The organism is Rhizobium sp. AN6A (assembly GCF_900215635.1).
Lineage (GTDB): Bacteria > Pseudomonadota > Alphaproteobacteria > Rhizobiales > Rhizobiaceae > Agrobacterium > Agrobacterium tumefaciens.
The window spans coordinates 304,074-319,389 of record NZ_OCNC01000002.1; the positions used below are offsets into that span (position 1 = coordinate 304,074).

Genomic DNA, 15,316 nt, shown 5'->3' on the forward strand with positions numbered 1-15,316 from the left:
CAAGCCGCCTTTTCTTCGGAATTACGGGCCTTTCGTTACAGTGTTATGACTGAAGGCTAAGATTATCTGCATTGCGAACTGCTTGACGCCCATAGGCCGGGCTGATAAATTCCATTTAATTTATTAAATAGGAATTGGCCCCGATGAGCTTGATGGGCAGCAATCACACATATTCCGGCCGCTACAACCGTCGCCTCGTTTTCGATCTGATCCGATCTGGCAATGGCATAAGCCGGCGTGACCTTGTTGATGTGACAGGCTTGAAGCCGCAGACCATGTCCAATATCTGCAAGGACCTGATAGACCGTTCAGTGGTTGTGGAAACCATCCAACAGGAGGGCGCGCGCGGTGCGCCGCAAAAGAAGATGTGGGTCAGAGCCGAGGCCGGTTGCTGCCTGGGTATTCACGTGGATCGCGACGGGCTTCTGGGCATCGTCTGCGATCTGGCGGGGCGTGAGTTGGGTCGCGAAACCGCATCCGCATCGCTCGAAGATCCATCCGACACCATCCGTGCCATCGCCGATATGACACAGCGTCTGCGGTCGGTTACGGTGGATCGTCCCGCCTGGGGCATCGGCATCGCGATGCCCACATTGCAGGAGGCGGAATTCGAACATCCCGTCGGCCCGCCGGGTTGGGATGCGTGGAGCCGTATTCCGGTGGCGGAAGCCATCGAAGATGCATGTGGCCTCCCCACCATCGTCGAGAATGACGCCACAGCCGCAGCAGTTGCCGAACTGAGGGTGGGAAGTGCGGGAGGACTGAGCCACTACGTCCATATCTTCGTCGGGCACGGACTTGGGGCAGGCATTATCAATGACAGCATGCCGCTCCAGGGATTTTGGAACAATGCCGGAGAAATCGGTCTCCTGACATGGCCGGCGGAACTTGCCAATCCAGATGCGGGGAAACAGACACCGTTTTCGATCGACGAGCTTGCAGCGATGCTGTCGTGCGAAAGCAAGGAGATTGCGCGGCCTGGGGCATTGGAGAAACTTTACGCTCAACGCGACAGTATTCTGATGCGATGGCTCGATCTCAATTCAAAGCGTCTGCGGTTGCTGGTGTCGCTGCTTGAAAACATCATGGACCCGCAGACCATCGTGGTTGGAGGGCACTTTCCACCAGCGCTCATCAATTCCCTGATCGACCGGGCCTATCCTCTTTTGCCGTCAGTCAGCGCCCGAAGCCACCGCGAAATTCCCCGGCTGTGTGCTGGCGCTCTAGGGCCGGAGGCCGCCGCGATCGGCGCTGCCATGCTACCTGTGATTGCTCATGGCAGCCCAGACTTCAGGCGCCTCTCATCCATGCGCGGACGCAGCCAGACGATTGATTTCGAAAGACGCTTCGATCGGGTCGCAGGCGCGCCAACGGATGACGACACGTCATCCTGATTTACATAACTCTTGCCGACAGGACTAAAACATGAAAATCGCAATTGCCGGGCTCGGCTTTCGGCTTGCCAATGTCATTGCCTCCTTCCGCAAGGCCTGCCCTGAACTGGAAATTGTCGGCTTGATGGACCCGCAGCCTGCTGGGCTGCCAGCCATGCAGTCCGCAGGCATGGCGGCGCCGCGACGTTTCGAAACCATCGAGGCTATGCTGACGCAGACGAAGCCGGATCTTCTTATGGTCGGCTCGCCCAATCTTTTCCATCTGGAACATATCACCGCGGGATTGCGCGCAGGCGTGCGGGTTTTCACGGAGAAGCCGGTGGTGATCGACGAAAACCAGACGATGACGATGGCGCGTTTGCTTGCCGAATATGGCGATGAAAGCGTTATCGTGGGGCTCGTTCTGCGCTACTCTGACCTCTACCGGGATCTGCGTGCAGCACAGGCTGAAGGTTACATCGGCGCGGTTACGTCGATCGAGGCGTCCGAGCATATTGCACCCTACCACGGCGCCTTTTTCATGCGCGACTGGCGGCGGCATACGCGCTACGCAGGCCCCTTCATCCTGGAAAAATGCTGCCACGATATCGATCTCTATGGCAGTGTGGTGGGGCAGCGGGCGATGGCCGTCGCCAGCTTTGGTGGTCGAAAATCGTTTGTTGCAGAAAACAGGCCGGATCGGCTCTCCGAATTTCAACAACAGGAGTTCTACAGGAAACCGAGCGGCTGGCTGGAGAGCGATGCAGTCTTTGAGAGCGACGGCGATATTATTGACTATCAGACCGCGATTATCGAATATAGTGGCGGGTCGACGATGACGTTTCATACCAATCTCAACGTTCCAGATCAGTTTCGCCGCTTCTGCGTGATCGGTAGCAAGGGAATGGCCGAGGGCGATTTCATTCGCAATCGCTTCGAGGTTCATTCGGCCGTAACGGGTGAAAAGCTTGTCGAGCGACGTTACGAAGGGCATGAAAGCGATCACTATGGCGCCGATGACCAGATGGCTTTGGATATCTATCGGCATCTGACAAAGGCTGCACCGTTGCCCGTGAATATCGTCGCGGCTTTGGAGGCGGGGCTTGTTGCAATCAAGATCGATGAGGCACGTCGTTCGCGGCGCACGATCGAGCTTGCCGAGACCTGGCAGCGTTTCGACGACGCGCTTCGCATCCCGCATGCTGCTGCTTGAGCGGCGATTATGACCATGCAAGCGCTTTCGTCATCCGTTATCATCCGCAACGCTCAACCGTCCGATGAAGCGGCGATCCTCGATATCTGCGTGCGCACTGCCGATCGAGGGCAGGACGGATCACAATACTACAGTGACCAAAGACTTCCGGGATTAGTATGGGCGCTGCCATATGTCCGCTTCTGCGCAGAAAATGCATTCGTGCTGACGAATGATGGCGTCGTCATGGGCTACTGTGTCGCAGCACCCGATACGATTGCCTATGAAAATTGGCTCGAGGCCGCATGGTGGCCGTCCTTGCAGGAAGAGCTTCGCGATTTCTCAACGCGGACGGTAGAGGATGAGAACGTTCTTTCTTATATTCGAAGCGCAATAAGGACCCCAGCTCAGGTCACGGGCCCCTACCCCGCCCATCTGCATATCAATCTTTTGCCGGAGGTTCAAAATGGTGGGCATGGGTCGGGGCTGCTCCGCCATCAACTTGATGCTTTGAAGAGATCAGGCGTTACTGGCGTCCATCTGGGCGTGAATCAGCATAACGAGAAAGTCGTCAGCTTCTACGCCAAATTCGGCTTCGTGGAATTGGACCGGACACCATCGATCCTGATGGCGAAGCGGCTGATTTGATAAAATACTTAAAACGCGGCACGATTCATAAGGTCGCTCTTTACGCTGTAGCGCCTTTTGTTTTCACTTGTGGAAGCGCGAGGACAACCAAGACTCTTTCAGAGAAGATTTTCATGAAGAAGCTGGCTTTGATAGCCCGCTCCCATCTGCAACGAAATGTCTTTTCGCCTCGATGGGATTCGAACCGTCGGACCGCCATCTCGGTCGACCTGATCGCGAATTCGCTCTGACTCAGCCGTATTAAGATGGCCTTGGTGAAGGCGGGCGCGAACATTCCCTTGATAGAATTCGAGCAGGAGCCTCAACAGACACTAGAACTCTCTTCGTGGACCCGGGTCAAAGCCAAGCGTGAGTTTCCTCAACTATGGTTGGGGACGACACTTCCGAACTAGATGTAATCGAGCGAGTGCGCCGCCACGGCCACCAAGCGGCTGCGGCGCACAGCTTTCTATAGAATTTATTCAATACTTTTGATCGGATCTTTCGGTGCAGGATCGAAACCCACAAGCTCCACCGTAAGCTTGGCATAGGTGCCATCCGCCACGATGTCGGCGAGCGCCTTGTTCACCGCCTCCACCAACTCGGGCTTGCCCTTCTTGATAGCGAAACCTTTCTGGACGTGGCTGACGAAATCCGGTGTCATTTCGAGGGGAAGGCCGGAATTCTTGATCGCCCATGCACCGGCGATCGCATCTGTAATGGTCGCGTCGATATTGCCGTTGACGAGGTCCTGCATCGCGTCCGATTCAGCCTTGTATCCTTTGACGATTGCACCTTTTTCCTCGGCGATTTTTGCGAAGGTGGAAGAGACGAGCGCACCGACGGTCTTGCCTTTGAGATCATCGGCGCTTTTGATGCCCGAGCCTTTCTGGACGACGATGCGGCCGCCCGATTCCAGCCAGCCGTTGGCAAAGGTGACGCGTTTCTGCCGCTCTTCGGTTATATCCATGGAAGCGCTGATGATATCGTACTGATCCGCCTGAAGACCGACCAGCAGGGAGTCCCATTTGATCAGAACCGGCGTGTAGGTGAGGTCGAGGCGCTTCGCCACTTCCTTCATCACACGGATTTCCAGACCGTCGAGCGTTCCATCAGGAGCGCGCATGCTGAAGGGCGAAAAGGTTCCTTCCGTTGCGACCTGCAGCTTCCCGGGCTCCAGCAATTCAAGCTCTGCGGCAAAGACCGGAGCATTGGCGATGGTCGCAGCGAGTGCCGCGACGACAAATGCGATAGATTTGAATTTCATGACTCGTTCCCTTATTGATTTTTTGCATTTTCCTGTTCGTCAGGCGGCATTTGCGTCACCCGCAGTCGATCCTGCGGATCGCTCCGCTGAATATTTCAGGCATCGCTGAGAACCGTCTTGGCCTTAGCTTGAAAGGGCATAACGGCGTTCCAGCAAAGCAGCGAGCTGTATCAGCACCGTCGTAAGCAGGAGATAGATGACGGCCACGGCGATGTAGAACTCGAAAGGCCTGAATGTTGCGGCAATCAGCGTCTGGGCATAAAGCGTCAGCTCCACGACAGTGATCGTCGAAAGCAGCGATGTATTTTTCAACGTCGAAATGGCTTCATTCGTGACCGAAGGCAGGATGATGCGGAATACCTGCGGCAGGATAATGCTGCGCATGGTTTCCGCCGGGCTGAACCCCAGCGCCAGAGCCGATTCCGTCTGCCCGCGCGGGATGGCCGACAAGCCTCCCCGGATGATTTCCGCGACATAGGCGCCGCTATTGACGCCGAGCGCCAGCACGCCGGCAGTAAAGGGTGAGAGCTTCACGCCGAATTGCGGCAGGCCGAAATAGATGATGAAGACCTGGATCAGGGTTGGTGTGCCGCGAACGAACCAGACGTAGAAGGCGGAGGCGGCACGCACCGCGCGCCACGGCGAACGATGGCTAAGCGCCGCAAGCAAGCCGCAGCCCCAGCTGACGATAATGGTCAGGATCGTCAGCCAGAACACCGTCCAGGCAGCCAGAAGAAAGCCCGGACCGTAAAGCTGCACTTCGTCGATAAAATTTGCCATCGTCGTCACGCTCCCCCGGCGCCATCTGCTGCGCCGCTGGGGGCAAGCTGGTCATGCAAAATGCGGTGAAGAAATTGCCGCAGGCGATCGCTCTGCGGATTGCGAAGAATGTCGGGCGCGCCGGTTTCAGCGATGACACCCTTGTCGAAAAAGAGCACACGCGATGAAACGTCGCGGGCAAAGGCAATTTCATGGGTCACCAGCAGCATGGTCATGCCGTCCGCGGCCAGCGAAGCCATCAGCACCAGCACCTCATGGACAAGTTCGGGATCGAGCGCGGAGGTCACTTCATCGAAAAGCATCAGGCGCGGTTTCATGGCGAGCGCCCGCGCGATGGCGACGCGCTGCTGCTGGCCGCCGGACAGGCGTGCGGGATAGCTGTGGCGTTTCTCATAAAGGCCGATGCGGGAAAGCAGGGCCTCCGCCTCTTCGACAGCTTGGTTTTTGGGTCGTTTCAGCAGCCGGACCGGAGCATGGATGACATTTTCCAGAACCGTCAGATGCGGCCAGAGATTGTAGCTCTGAAACACCATGCCGACGCGGGCGCGCAGGGCCTGCAGTTGCGAGGGCGTCGGGAAAAATCGCGATTCCGGCCGAAAATCGAAAGACAGGTTCTCGAATTCGAGATAGCCCGACTGGGGCATTTCCAGACCGTTTATCGAACGCAGGAAGGTGCTTTTGCCCGAACCGCTTGCGCCGATGATGGATACCACTTCACCCGGTTCGACACTGAGCGAGACGCCTTTCAGAACCTCGTTTTCCCCGAAGCTCTTGCGGATATCCCGCAGGTTCAAAACCGGTCCGGTCATAGGGTCGTCTCCTTATATTCATCAACGATCTGCACCGCGACATCCCTCGGCGTGCGGTCCACACCGTTGATCTCCGTAATGTCCTGCGGACAGGCGGACAGCACGAGCAGCAGATCCATCTCGGCCCTCAGCGCCACATGGTCACCCGCCGCGGAGGCCGGCGGGCGGCGGTCGAGACTGCCATCGGCGTTCACCGCCACATTCATAAAAAGGTTGAGAGACGCCGGCGTCTGGGCGACGGCAAGCCCCTTCTCCCCCAGCGCCTCATGGAAATTTCCGGAACAGCTGCGATGAAAACCCTCGCATCCCAGTTGCCGGTAAAGATCCGCATTGCATGGGCAGAGCAGCGTATCATGCCGCAGGGCGCCACTGTCGCTCACTAGCGTCATCATGGCTCTTCTGCGGTTGCTGAAGATACCCATGCCGCGCTCAATGAAAATATTGCTGTTAACCGAGCGCGTATGATCCATCGAGCTGATCTCAGATGGATCGGCTGCCGCGACAGCCCACGCATCCACGACCTGGTTTCCGCGGGAATTCGTAACGATGGCAACCTCGCCGGCCAGCATGCGATAGGCTGCGCCATGACCTGCCAATAAATTTTGCACATTTTTAGTCATCGGACACCGTTGAAAGGAATGCTGAAACCGGTGAGACGGCGGCAAGCAGGCGATAGACCCGGATCGATACCGCTCGGTCGAAACAATTTATATTCAGTATACCAGCGGAATTCAATAAAGATTTTCAAATATTTATAGCAAACATATTAGGCTAAACAGCCATAAAACGAGCAGTAAAATGCACAAAATTGCATCATTTATGCCTCCCGCATCATTCGCTTGCACTGTCATCAATCACGGGATACGTTTGGTGTACCTAAAAGTTCGATCCCACAGTCTTCCAGTCGAAATTCGCAAATGCGGGCTTCCGGGAGGATCAGGCATCGGTGGAAATGCTGCCCGAGTTCGCCGCAGGTCCCGGTGGATCGGCGCGCGAAAATCGCTAGGTAGAACAGCAGATTGAATGGAGTGCAACGCGTGATCCGGTATTTTGCGATCGAGGAATATGAAAGCCGCTGGGAGCGGGTTTTGCGGGAAATGCAGCGCCGTGGCTATGAAACAGCGGTGGTCTTCGGCCGGGGCGGCGGCACCACGGACAATTGCGGCGACATACTCTATCTTTCCAACCACTACGCCATCAGCGGCGGCATGGATTCGCTGATATGGACCGCACGGTCCTTTTCCGGGATCATTCTACAGCAGGGCCAAGAGCCGCAGCTTCATATCGATGAGCCGGAAGTGCGCACCGATCTCGTCTCGATCCGCGATACGCATTGTTCCAGCCACCCTTTCCGAAGCGTGGCGAAAGCTTTGGTCGAAAGGGGCATAAAAGGGCGTGTCGCAATCGTCGGCACGCAGTTCATCCCCGTCAAATATTATCAGCAATTGCTTCAGGACGCTCCAGACATTGAGTGGATAGCCGAGGACGATGTGATCCGCTCCGTCCGGCGCATCAAAAGCCTGAAGGAACTGGAGTGCTATCGCGTTGCCGGCGAAGGCGCGACGGCCGGCCTGAACAGGTTGATGGAAGGCCTGACCGGCGGCCTTTCCGAGCAGGAAGCGGCGGGAGAGGCGGCCCGTGAAGTGGTGCGGCGCGGCGGCCGGCTGCAGATGATCGGCTGCAACCATGGCGAAACGCTGGGTTTCGACCAGCGTTTTCCCCTGACCGGCTATAGCGCGGACACACCAAAGCCCGGCGACATCGTTACGGGCACCATCCATGCGGCATTTTTTCAGGGCTATTATCTCGACCCCGGCCGCACCGGCATATGCGGCAAACCGACAACGGACCAGCGACGGCTGATCGAAGCTGCGGCCAATATCGTTCATCGTCTTTCCGACATGATGCGGCCAGGCGTGAAGCTCATCGATATTGCCGCTGAAGGCGACCGTCTGACGCAGGCCTTCGGAGGCTCGGTATCCGCCATCATGAAGAACTTCCCGTTTTATGGCCACAGCATCGGTCTCGGCTTCGAACAGCCGAGAATTTCGACCAGCATGTCGCAGCCTGAAGATATCGCCGAGGAAAACATGGTGTTCGGTATCGAATCCTTCCTTTCGCTCGACGGTGTCGGCGCGGCTTTTTATGAGGATATCATCATCATCGGGCGCGACGGCAACGAGCTTCTGACCCGTTCGCCCAGCCACTGGTGGTAGTGTCTCCGAGAAGGCGACGGTCCGCATGCGGCTACAGAGTCCATCGGGGGCGGCCAACAGCCGCCCCCTGTTTTTTATTTTAGTGGGCGAAAACGCCGTCGAAATCCTTGAAGCCCTTCACCTCGATCGGATTGCCGCTCGGATCGAAGAAGAACATGGTGCGCTGTTCCCCCGGCTCGCCTTCAAAGCGGACGACCGGCGGAATATCGAAGGCCACGCCGGCGTCTTCCAGGCGCTTCGAAAGCGCGAACCAGTCATCGAGAGGCAGTACGACACCGAGATGCGGCATCATCACCATATGATTGCCGACCTTGCCGGTCCGGGTAACCTCGAACGGTTTGCCCAGATGCATCGATATCTGGTGGCCGAAAAAGTCGAAATCCACCCAGCTGTCGGTGGAACGGCCTTCCTCGCACCCAAGAACGCCGCCATAGAAGCGACGCGTTTCGTCAAGGTCGGTGACGTGATAGGCAAGGTGAAAAAGTGAACGCATTTCGGACTCCTTTCAATTTTTAAAGGGAGATGGCCGCTATCGGGCCATCAGCGGATGGTCAGGTCACGCGGCAGGCTGGAGAGAGGTTCGGCCCCCGTCTCTGTCACAATGACCGTTTCGGATGCGCCAACCGTCCACACGCCATAGCTGCGCAGGGTGGCTGGCAGGTGGAACACCATGCCGGGTTCGATTATCCTCTCGACGCCGGTAAACAGGCTCAAGAGCGCTCCTTCGCCCCAGTCCGGCGCGAAAGCGGTTCCCATGGAATAACCGATGCGCTTGCGGAAGGCGGCATTGTAACCCGCCGCGTCGATCACGCGTTGCGCGGCCTCATGGGGTTCGGCACATGAAACACCGGGCCGAATGGCGGCCAGCGCCGCATCGAGGGCTTTCAACGCGCAATCCATCATCCGCCGTGCTTCGGCGGGCGGAGAACCGATCCACACGGTACGCATCAGCGCGGCGTGATAGCGCGCATGGCAGGCGGCGAGCTCCAGAAAAACCGCATCGCCATCCTCAAGCTTGCGGCGTCTCCAGGTCATGTGGGGCAAACCGCTGCGCGGCCCGGAAGATACGAGCGGCTCCATGGCCATGACCTCCGAGCCCGCCCTTGTGGCGGCACCCAGCATGGCGGCGGCTATCGCGTTTTCGTTGGTTCCGGCGGCGCAGGCGGCAATACCGGCCGAAAGCCCCGCCTCGGTATATCCCGCCGCGAGCCGAATGGCCTCCAACTCGGCTGCGGACTTTATCGTCCGCAGCGGCGAAAGAATGGAGGAACCGTCCGGGATGGACGCAACACCCATCTGTTCCGCGATTTTTGCGGCAAGTACCGGAGAAACAAACCAGCCGTCCAGTTCGATGGCCGGCCGCTCGATATGCCGCTTTTTCAAGAGATCAACCAAGGCGACCGCCGGGTTTGCGCCATCCTGATAGGCGACGACGTCGTCCAGCCAGGTATTGGCGATGGATCCTGCCAGTTCAAGCTGCCGGACGAGAAGCGTCGGCGGTCCATTCACCGGCATGATCAACGCCTGGAAAGCGAAATATCCGGCCGTCTGCCGCCCGGTCAGCCAGTAGATGTTTTCAGGACCGGTGACGACGAGCGCTTCATGACCCGCATTGCGGATGGCGGTGCGCGCACGATCTTGCCTCGCGGCGAACTCCTCCCCGGGGAAAGAGGCGTCACACCCCTGCAAATCGGCAAATTCCTGCATGAAACTGTCCATATCGTCGTGCTCGGCTTTTGCATGAGAAGCCTCCAAAAGCGTCTCAAGACCGGAATGAAGAAAGAAAAAACGCTGGCGGGTACCGGTTTCAGGGGCGGCTCAGCCACCCCAGAAAACGGCTTTTCACGCTTTCGAAATGTGCCTCCATGGCGGCGGAAGCCTTCTGTGGATCCTGCGCCTTGATGGCGTCGATAACCGCAATATGTTCGCGTGCCTGCTCGGCAAAACGGTCATGCGTACGGGTGATGGTGCAACGTCGGGCGATACTGCGCATTTCGGTCAGCATGGCAGGCAAAAGCTCAAGCCCGGCGGCAGCTGCCACGGCCTCGTGAAACTGGTCGTCGTCCAGCCAGAACTGATCGAAGGCCACGTTCCTGCCATCCGCATAAGCCTGCATGATTTGCCGCGAATGTTCGAGCGCCTCGGGAAAGGGGCGCTCAGCGGCGCGCGCCGCCGCAGCACTCTCCAGCAAGCGCCGTATCTGCACGATTTCCAGCAACTGCTCCACCGTGACGGGCCGCACCATCAATGCGCCATTGGCGAGCCGCGAAATCACGCCCTCTTTTTCAAGCCGGGAGACTGCCGCCCTCAGCGGCGTGCGGGAAATGCCGGATTCGAGCGCCAGGGCTCTCTCCGTCAGAACGTCACCGGCTTTGAACTTCCCCTCCAGAATACGTTGCTTGACATCCGTATAGGCCTGCTGGGTCAAAGTTTCCTTTTCGCTCATGCTCCCTCCCCTTTACCGAGCCGACCAGGTCTGTTGCAGAATATCAACGGCAAGCGCCAGATCGGCCGGATCCATGGCCTCATCCGGGTTATGGCTGCCGTTCCAGTTCCGCAGAAAGACCATCACCGATTCCCATCCCGCCTGGGCAAATGCCGCCGCATCATGCCCGCCGCCCGATAACATCTGCCGGGGCGAGATGCCGGTCCGTTCGGCGGCAGCGGCTATCTGCCGGCCGAGGTCGGAGGACAGACGGGTGGGCTTGCTGCGGGACTGGACGCCGGTGACGACGCGCACGCCCCTTCGTTTTTCGATCTTCTCGATTTCCTGTCGGAAAATTCCATCCGCCCGGTCCAGCACCGCGTCGTCGGCGCTGCGGACATCGATGCAGAAATCCACCCGGCCCGGAACCTTGGCGAAAGCGTGTTCACTGCTTGCCGCATCCACCCGGCCGAAGGTAACGGCAAGATCGTGCCCTTCCGCCAGAATTCCTTCCCAGACCCTGTCCATGGCAACGATGAGATCCGCAAGGGCAAAAACGGCATCCGAACGCGCATCACGCGGCGCGCCGCCAGAATGGGCCCAGACCCCTTCAATTCGCGCTTCACGGTAACGCAGGCCGCCGCGCACGCCATCGACGACGCCGAAAGCCTCACCAGCATTGTCAAGCACCGGCCCCTGCTCGATATGCAATTCGACGAAACGCGCCGGCGGCAATCCCGGCCCGCGCAGGACGGCGTCCGGGTCGCCCCCGAGTTCCCTCATGTGCTCGGCGAGTGTTCTGCCGCTGTCGGCGCGACGCGCCTGCATTTCCGGCCCCGTGAGCCGGCCAAGCGCCGCACGCGACCCGACATAGGAGACTGGAAACCAGACGCTCTCCTCCGCTCTCGTCACCGTCACGACAATATCTGCCGGCGGGGCCTGCCCGCTTTTCACGAATGCGGTGACGAGTGCCATGGCGCCCACCACACCCGCCGTGCCATCAAAGGCGCCGCCCATCGGCACGGTATCGAGATGCGAGCCGATATAGAGCGGCGTGGCCTGCCGGTCTCTGCCGGGCAGCCGGGCAAACAGGTTCAGTGCGGCATCTTGCGTAACAGTGAGGCCAAGGGCTTCACATTCTTCGGCAATCACCTGATGCGCTTCGCTTTCCAGCGCACTGTAGGAAGGCCGGGTAAAACCGGGGCCTTCCGCTGAAATGGCATTGATGCGGTCCAGCAGACGGTTCACCGTCTCTGCGATCACGGTTTGCGTCATGCCATCATCTCCTGCGGCGCATTGAGCGCGGTGACCGGGCGTTCGCCCGCAAGCGCCGTCAAAACATGCCTTGCAGAGCCAAGAGCCACGCGGCGAAGCGCTTCCAGCGTCGTGCCGCCGAGATGCGGTGTGAAAATCACCCGGCCACCGGCGGCCAGAGGTCCGGTCGGCGCGCCAGGTGAATAAACATCCAGCCCGGCTGCGGCTATGCGGCCGGTTTCGATGGCGCGGGCAAGCGCTGCCTCATCCACCAGTCCCGCCCGGGCTGTGTTGATAAATATCGCGCCCGGTTTCACCGCTGAAATGGCCTGCTCCCCGAACAGACCGCGTGTTTCCGCGCTGAGCGGCGTATGCAGGGAAATCAGATCGGCCTGCCTCAGCCCGTTTTCAAGATTGTCAGCCCGTTCGAAGCCATCGAGATCGGCGACCCGCGGCGAATAGACCAGAACCCGCATATCCAGAGCGGCCTTCAGCATCCGGCCGAGCCCGGCACCGGTCGCTCCCCAGCCGACGATAAGGGCGGTCTTGCCGGACAATTCGGAAAAACTCTCCGTCTCGCGAAAGCCATGGACCCCGGCTCTTTCGCTGCGGTCGGCAGCGGGAATACGTCTTGCGGCAGCCAGTGCCAGACCGAGCGCCAGTTCGGAAACCGAGCGGGCATTGACGCCGGGGGTGTTGCAGACCAGAACGCCCTTCGCCGTCGCCGCTTCCTTGTCGACAGCGTCATGGCCCGTGCCGTGAACGGCGATGACCCGCAGTCTGTCGCCCGCCTCGATGGCCGATGCAGACAGGCCCGCATCGCGCGTGATGACGGCATCACAACCCTTGATCATTGCGGCCACGGTCGCCATGTCCGGTTTTGGACACAAAACCGGTTCAACCCCCGCCTCGCGCAGAAGGGCGAGGCCGTCGGCATGAATAGGCTGGACAATAAGGCATTTCATGCGTCCCTGTTCCTTTCGGGAAATTGTTCCAGTTTTTCAAGAATGGCGTCGCGGGCGTGAACGATATGGCGGGCCATGAGCGCGCCTGCCCGTTCCCCGTCGCCGGCGCGCAGGGCGGCAATCATCTCCAGATGTTCGTCGCAGCTTTTCAGAAAACGATCCGGCACCTGGGCATGATCGAACATGCAGGTACGGCGGCGCAAATCTTCGATCGTGCTCACCATCATCTCGCTGCCTGTGGAAAGCGCGAGCGTCCGGTGGAGAGCATCGTCCACGCGGCGCTGCTCATCGTCCTCGCCGGGGCCATGCTGTTGCAAATGCCGTATCCGGGCTTCCAGCTCGCCAAGCTCCGGCCGGGCCATCGCCGCCTGTCTGGCGCAATGAGTCTCCAGCACCTGACGAAGGAAGAAAATCTCCTCGACCTCCTCCGCCTTCAGCCGGCGAATTTTGAGAAACCGTCCTTCCTGCGTGGCGAGACCCTCGGCCTCGATCCGCTTGATCGCCTCACGCACGGGCGTCCGGGACATGTCCAGCAGATCACCCAGTTTCGCTTCCTGCAAAGCGTCACCCGGCGTCAGCGCACCGGACAGGATCATTTCGATGATCTTCCCATAAGCCTGCTTGGCAAGTGGCTGATTCATGATGGCATACCTCCTGAAACATCATCCGTTTCCGGCTTTTCTACCAGATTTGCCAGGCGTTCGCGCAAGGCCGTGCGCTCCGCAATTAGAAGCTCTTCGGCTTTTTCCCGTGAAATGGCCGCGAAAGAGACATGTCGGCCGCTCGGAACCTGCGCAAGCCGGGGCAGATCGACGGTGGCGACCGTTGCGATTTTCGGATAGCCGCCTGTCGTCTGACGCTCCGCCATCAGCACGATGGGCCGTCCCGATGCCGGGACCTGTATCGATCCCGCGCAGGTTCCGTCGGAGACGATATCGTGCCCGCCTTCGGCATGAACAGCGTGTCCGTCCAGCATCTGCGCCATGCGATCCCGGGCCGGAGAAACGATGAAAGAGGCTTTCAGGAAAGCCCGCTGGGTTTCGGCAGAGAAATAGTCGTCCTGTGGACCGAGAACAATTCGGACGGGACCGCCGGACCGCCGCCAGAGTTGCCGGAGCGCCAGATTGACGCCGGGATTATCCCGGCCGAGCGGCAGGCGGTCACCCGCCTGCAAACGACGCCCTTCGTAACCGCCGAGACCCGTTCGCACATGGGTGGCACGCGAACCGAGCACCGGCACGGTATCCACGCCGCCGGAGACGGCGAGATAGCCCCAGACGCAATCGCGCAGGGCGCCGATCGAAAGCACGTCATCCGGCAAAAGAGTATAGCTCTCCCAGGGCGACAGTTTTCGTTTACCGAGGCGGATATCGACGGCGCCTCCGGTCACGGCGATGCGTGCCGGCCGCAAAACGGAAAAGCTGCCCCCGCTGCCGCCAAATTCTATTGCCGCGCTGTTTTCGACATTGCCGACCAGCGCGTTCGCAATTCGGAAAGAAGGCATATCCATGGGGCCGGAACCGGAAACGCCGGCATGACTCAATCCCCTGCGGCCGAGATCCTGAACGGTAGCCATCGGCCCTATCTGCTGGATGACGAGAAAACTCATGAAAGCTGCGCCTCCATGACGGGCTGGCCGGCGGCGACCGCCCGGTCAAGCTCTGCGGCCTCGTTTTCGCTCACCGGCCGAAAACGAACCCTATCTCCCGCCTGCAACAGAAACGGCTCCGGGCGATGCGGGTCGAAAAGCCGAAGCGGCGTGCGGCCGATGAAGCGCCATCCGCTTGGCCCCGGCACGGAATTGATGCTTGCCTGCTTGCCGCCGATTCCAATCGCACTTGCCTCGATCCGCTGACGCGGCGTGGCAAGACGCGGCGTATGCAATTGTTCTGGCAGGCCGCCGAGATAGGCAAAACCCGGCGCAAAACCGATCATATAGACACGATATTCGGCGGATGCGTGCAGCTCGATCAGGGCGGCAGTCGTCATTTCCTTCATGTCCGCCAGTTCCTGCAGGTCGAGCCCGACCGATCCGCCATAAACCACAGGCACATCGAAGCGTCTGGCCGGAACGCTGTTCACCGTCAGCGTCATCAGGCGCCGGTGCAACTCCCGGTCAAGCGCATGGCCGCGAATGACGGACGGATCATAGCTGACCATGAGGGACCGGTAGGTTGGCACCAGTTCCTCGATGCCCTCCACGGGCGTTGCAGCGAGATTTGCCGCAAGCGCGATGATGCGCTCGCTCACCGTTTCATCGATGGTATCGGCGAGTTCAACGGACAGGGCGCTGTCACCACAAGCAAGAATGCGCGGAAATTTGCCGCCCATCGATTACACTCCCTCACGTCCACGCATGCGAATTCGATTCTCCCGCCAATCCTTCCTTGCTATTTCAGTATACCAAT

The 15,316-nt window shown here is 59.3% G+C and carries 16 protein-coding genes; 4 read left to right on the forward strand and 12 right to left on the reverse strand.

What is annotated here, in order from left to right; genetic code table 11:
• Positions 1–143 precede the first annotated feature (143 nt).
• From CRO62_RS02780 to CRO62_RS02790, 3 genes are read left to right on the forward strand one after another with little or no spacing between them, the layout of a single operon-like run.
• Positions 144–1,394 carry an ROK family protein gene (locus CRO62_RS02780; protein ID WP_097099097.1) on the forward strand — a complete coding sequence of 417 codons (1,251 nt, stop codon included), beginning with the start codon at positions 144–146 and terminating at the stop codon, positions 1,392–1,394.
• Positions 1,395–1,425: 31 nt separating this feature from the next.
• Entirely contained in the window at positions 1,426–2,586 is a 1,161-nt protein-coding gene (locus CRO62_RS02785; protein ID WP_097099098.1) for a Gfo/Idh/MocA family protein, read from the forward strand.
• Positions 2,587–2,595: 9 nt separating this feature from the next.
• Positions 2,596–3,213: a GNAT family N-acetyltransferase gene (locus tag CRO62_RS02790; RefSeq protein ID WP_097099099.1), complete on the forward strand. Its 618-nt coding sequence runs from the start codon at positions 2,596–2,598 to the stop codon at positions 3,211–3,213.
• A gap of 457 nt (positions 3,214–3,670) precedes the next feature.
• Here the strand turns inward: CRO62_RS02790 and CRO62_RS02800 are convergent, their stop codons facing one another.
• The 4 genes from CRO62_RS02800 to CRO62_RS02815 form a co-directional block, all read right to left on the reverse strand.
• A complete protein-coding gene (locus tag CRO62_RS02800) occupies positions 3,671–4,459 on the reverse strand; it encodes a transporter substrate-binding domain-containing protein (RefSeq protein ID WP_097099101.1) in 789 nt (262 codons plus the stop codon).
• Positions 4,460–4,582: 123 nt separating this feature from the next.
• On the reverse strand, positions 4,583–5,239 hold the full coding sequence (locus tag CRO62_RS02805) for an amino acid ABC transporter permease (protein ID WP_097099102.1): 657 nt from the start codon (positions 5,237–5,239) through the stop codon (positions 4,583–4,585).
• A 5-nt stretch (positions 5,240–5,244) separates the two neighbouring features.
• On the reverse strand, positions 5,245–6,048 hold the full coding sequence (locus CRO62_RS02810; protein ID WP_097099103.1) for an amino acid ABC transporter ATP-binding protein: 804 nt from the start codon (positions 6,046–6,048) through the stop codon (positions 5,245–5,247).
• Complete coding sequence (locus tag CRO62_RS02815; RefSeq protein ID WP_097099104.1) at positions 6,045–6,668, reverse strand: DUF1989 domain-containing protein; 624 nt, start codon at positions 6,666–6,668, stop codon at positions 6,045–6,047. The genes CRO62_RS02810 and CRO62_RS02815 overlap by 4 nt, the downstream gene beginning before the upstream one ends.
• 417 nt (positions 6,669–7,085) lie before the next feature.
• Between CRO62_RS02815 and CRO62_RS02820 the strand changes: the two genes are divergently transcribed.
• Positions 7,086–8,264 (forward strand): M24 family metallopeptidase, encoded by a 1,179-nt coding sequence (locus tag CRO62_RS02820; RefSeq protein ID WP_097099281.1) that lies wholly within the window; start codon positions 7,086–7,088, stop codon positions 8,262–8,264.
• A gap of 79 nt (positions 8,265–8,343) precedes the next feature.
• Here CRO62_RS02820 and CRO62_RS02825 read toward each other — a convergent pair whose 3' ends face one another.
• The 8 genes from CRO62_RS02825 to pxpB all read right to left on the reverse strand — a co-directional run bounded on the left by CRO62_RS02825 (position 8,344) and on the right by pxpB (position 15,239).
• Positions 8,344–8,757 carry a VOC family protein gene (locus CRO62_RS02825; protein ID WP_097099105.1) on the reverse strand — a complete coding sequence of 138 codons (414 nt, stop codon included), beginning with the start codon at positions 8,755–8,757 and terminating at the stop codon, positions 8,344–8,346.
• A 47-nt stretch (positions 8,758–8,804) separates the two neighbouring features.
• Positions 8,805–9,971 carry a M24 family metallopeptidase gene (locus tag CRO62_RS02830; RefSeq protein WP_097099282.1) on the reverse strand — a complete coding sequence of 389 codons (1,167 nt, stop codon included), beginning with the start codon at positions 9,969–9,971 and terminating at the stop codon, positions 8,805–8,807.
• Positions 9,972–10,071: 100 nt separating this feature from the next.
• The gene (locus tag CRO62_RS02835; protein ID WP_097099106.1) at positions 10,072–10,710 is read right to left on the reverse strand and encodes a GntR family transcriptional regulator; all 639 of its coding nucleotides are present in this window, start codon (positions 10,708–10,710) and stop codon (positions 10,072–10,074) included.
• Between the two features lie 12 nt (positions 10,711–10,722).
• Complete coding sequence (locus CRO62_RS02840) at positions 10,723–11,964, reverse strand: Zn-dependent hydrolase (RefSeq protein WP_097099107.1); 1,242 nt, start codon at positions 11,962–11,964, stop codon at positions 10,723–10,725.
• Positions 11,961–12,908, reverse strand: coding sequence for an NAD(P)-dependent oxidoreductase (locus tag CRO62_RS02845; protein WP_097099108.1), 948 nt, complete (start codon positions 12,906–12,908; stop codon positions 11,961–11,963). The genes CRO62_RS02840 and CRO62_RS02845 overlap by 4 nt, the downstream gene beginning before the upstream one ends.
• Positions 12,905–13,549, reverse strand: coding sequence for a GntR family transcriptional regulator (locus CRO62_RS02850; protein ID WP_097099109.1), 645 nt, complete (start codon positions 13,547–13,549; stop codon positions 12,905–12,907). Before CRO62_RS02850 ends, CRO62_RS02845 begins: the two co-directional genes overlap by 4 nt.
• Positions 13,546–14,517, reverse strand: coding sequence for a biotin-dependent carboxyltransferase family protein (locus tag CRO62_RS02855; RefSeq protein ID WP_097099110.1), 972 nt, complete (start codon positions 14,515–14,517; stop codon positions 13,546–13,548). Before CRO62_RS02855 ends, CRO62_RS02850 begins: the two co-directional genes overlap by 4 nt.
• Positions 14,514–15,239 carry a 5-oxoprolinase subunit PxpB gene (pxpB, locus tag CRO62_RS02860; protein ID WP_097099111.1) on the reverse strand — a complete coding sequence of 242 codons (726 nt, stop codon included), beginning with the start codon at positions 15,237–15,239 and terminating at the stop codon, positions 14,514–14,516. Before pxpB ends, CRO62_RS02855 begins: the two co-directional genes overlap by 4 nt.
• Positions 15,240–15,316 lie beyond the last annotated feature (77 nt).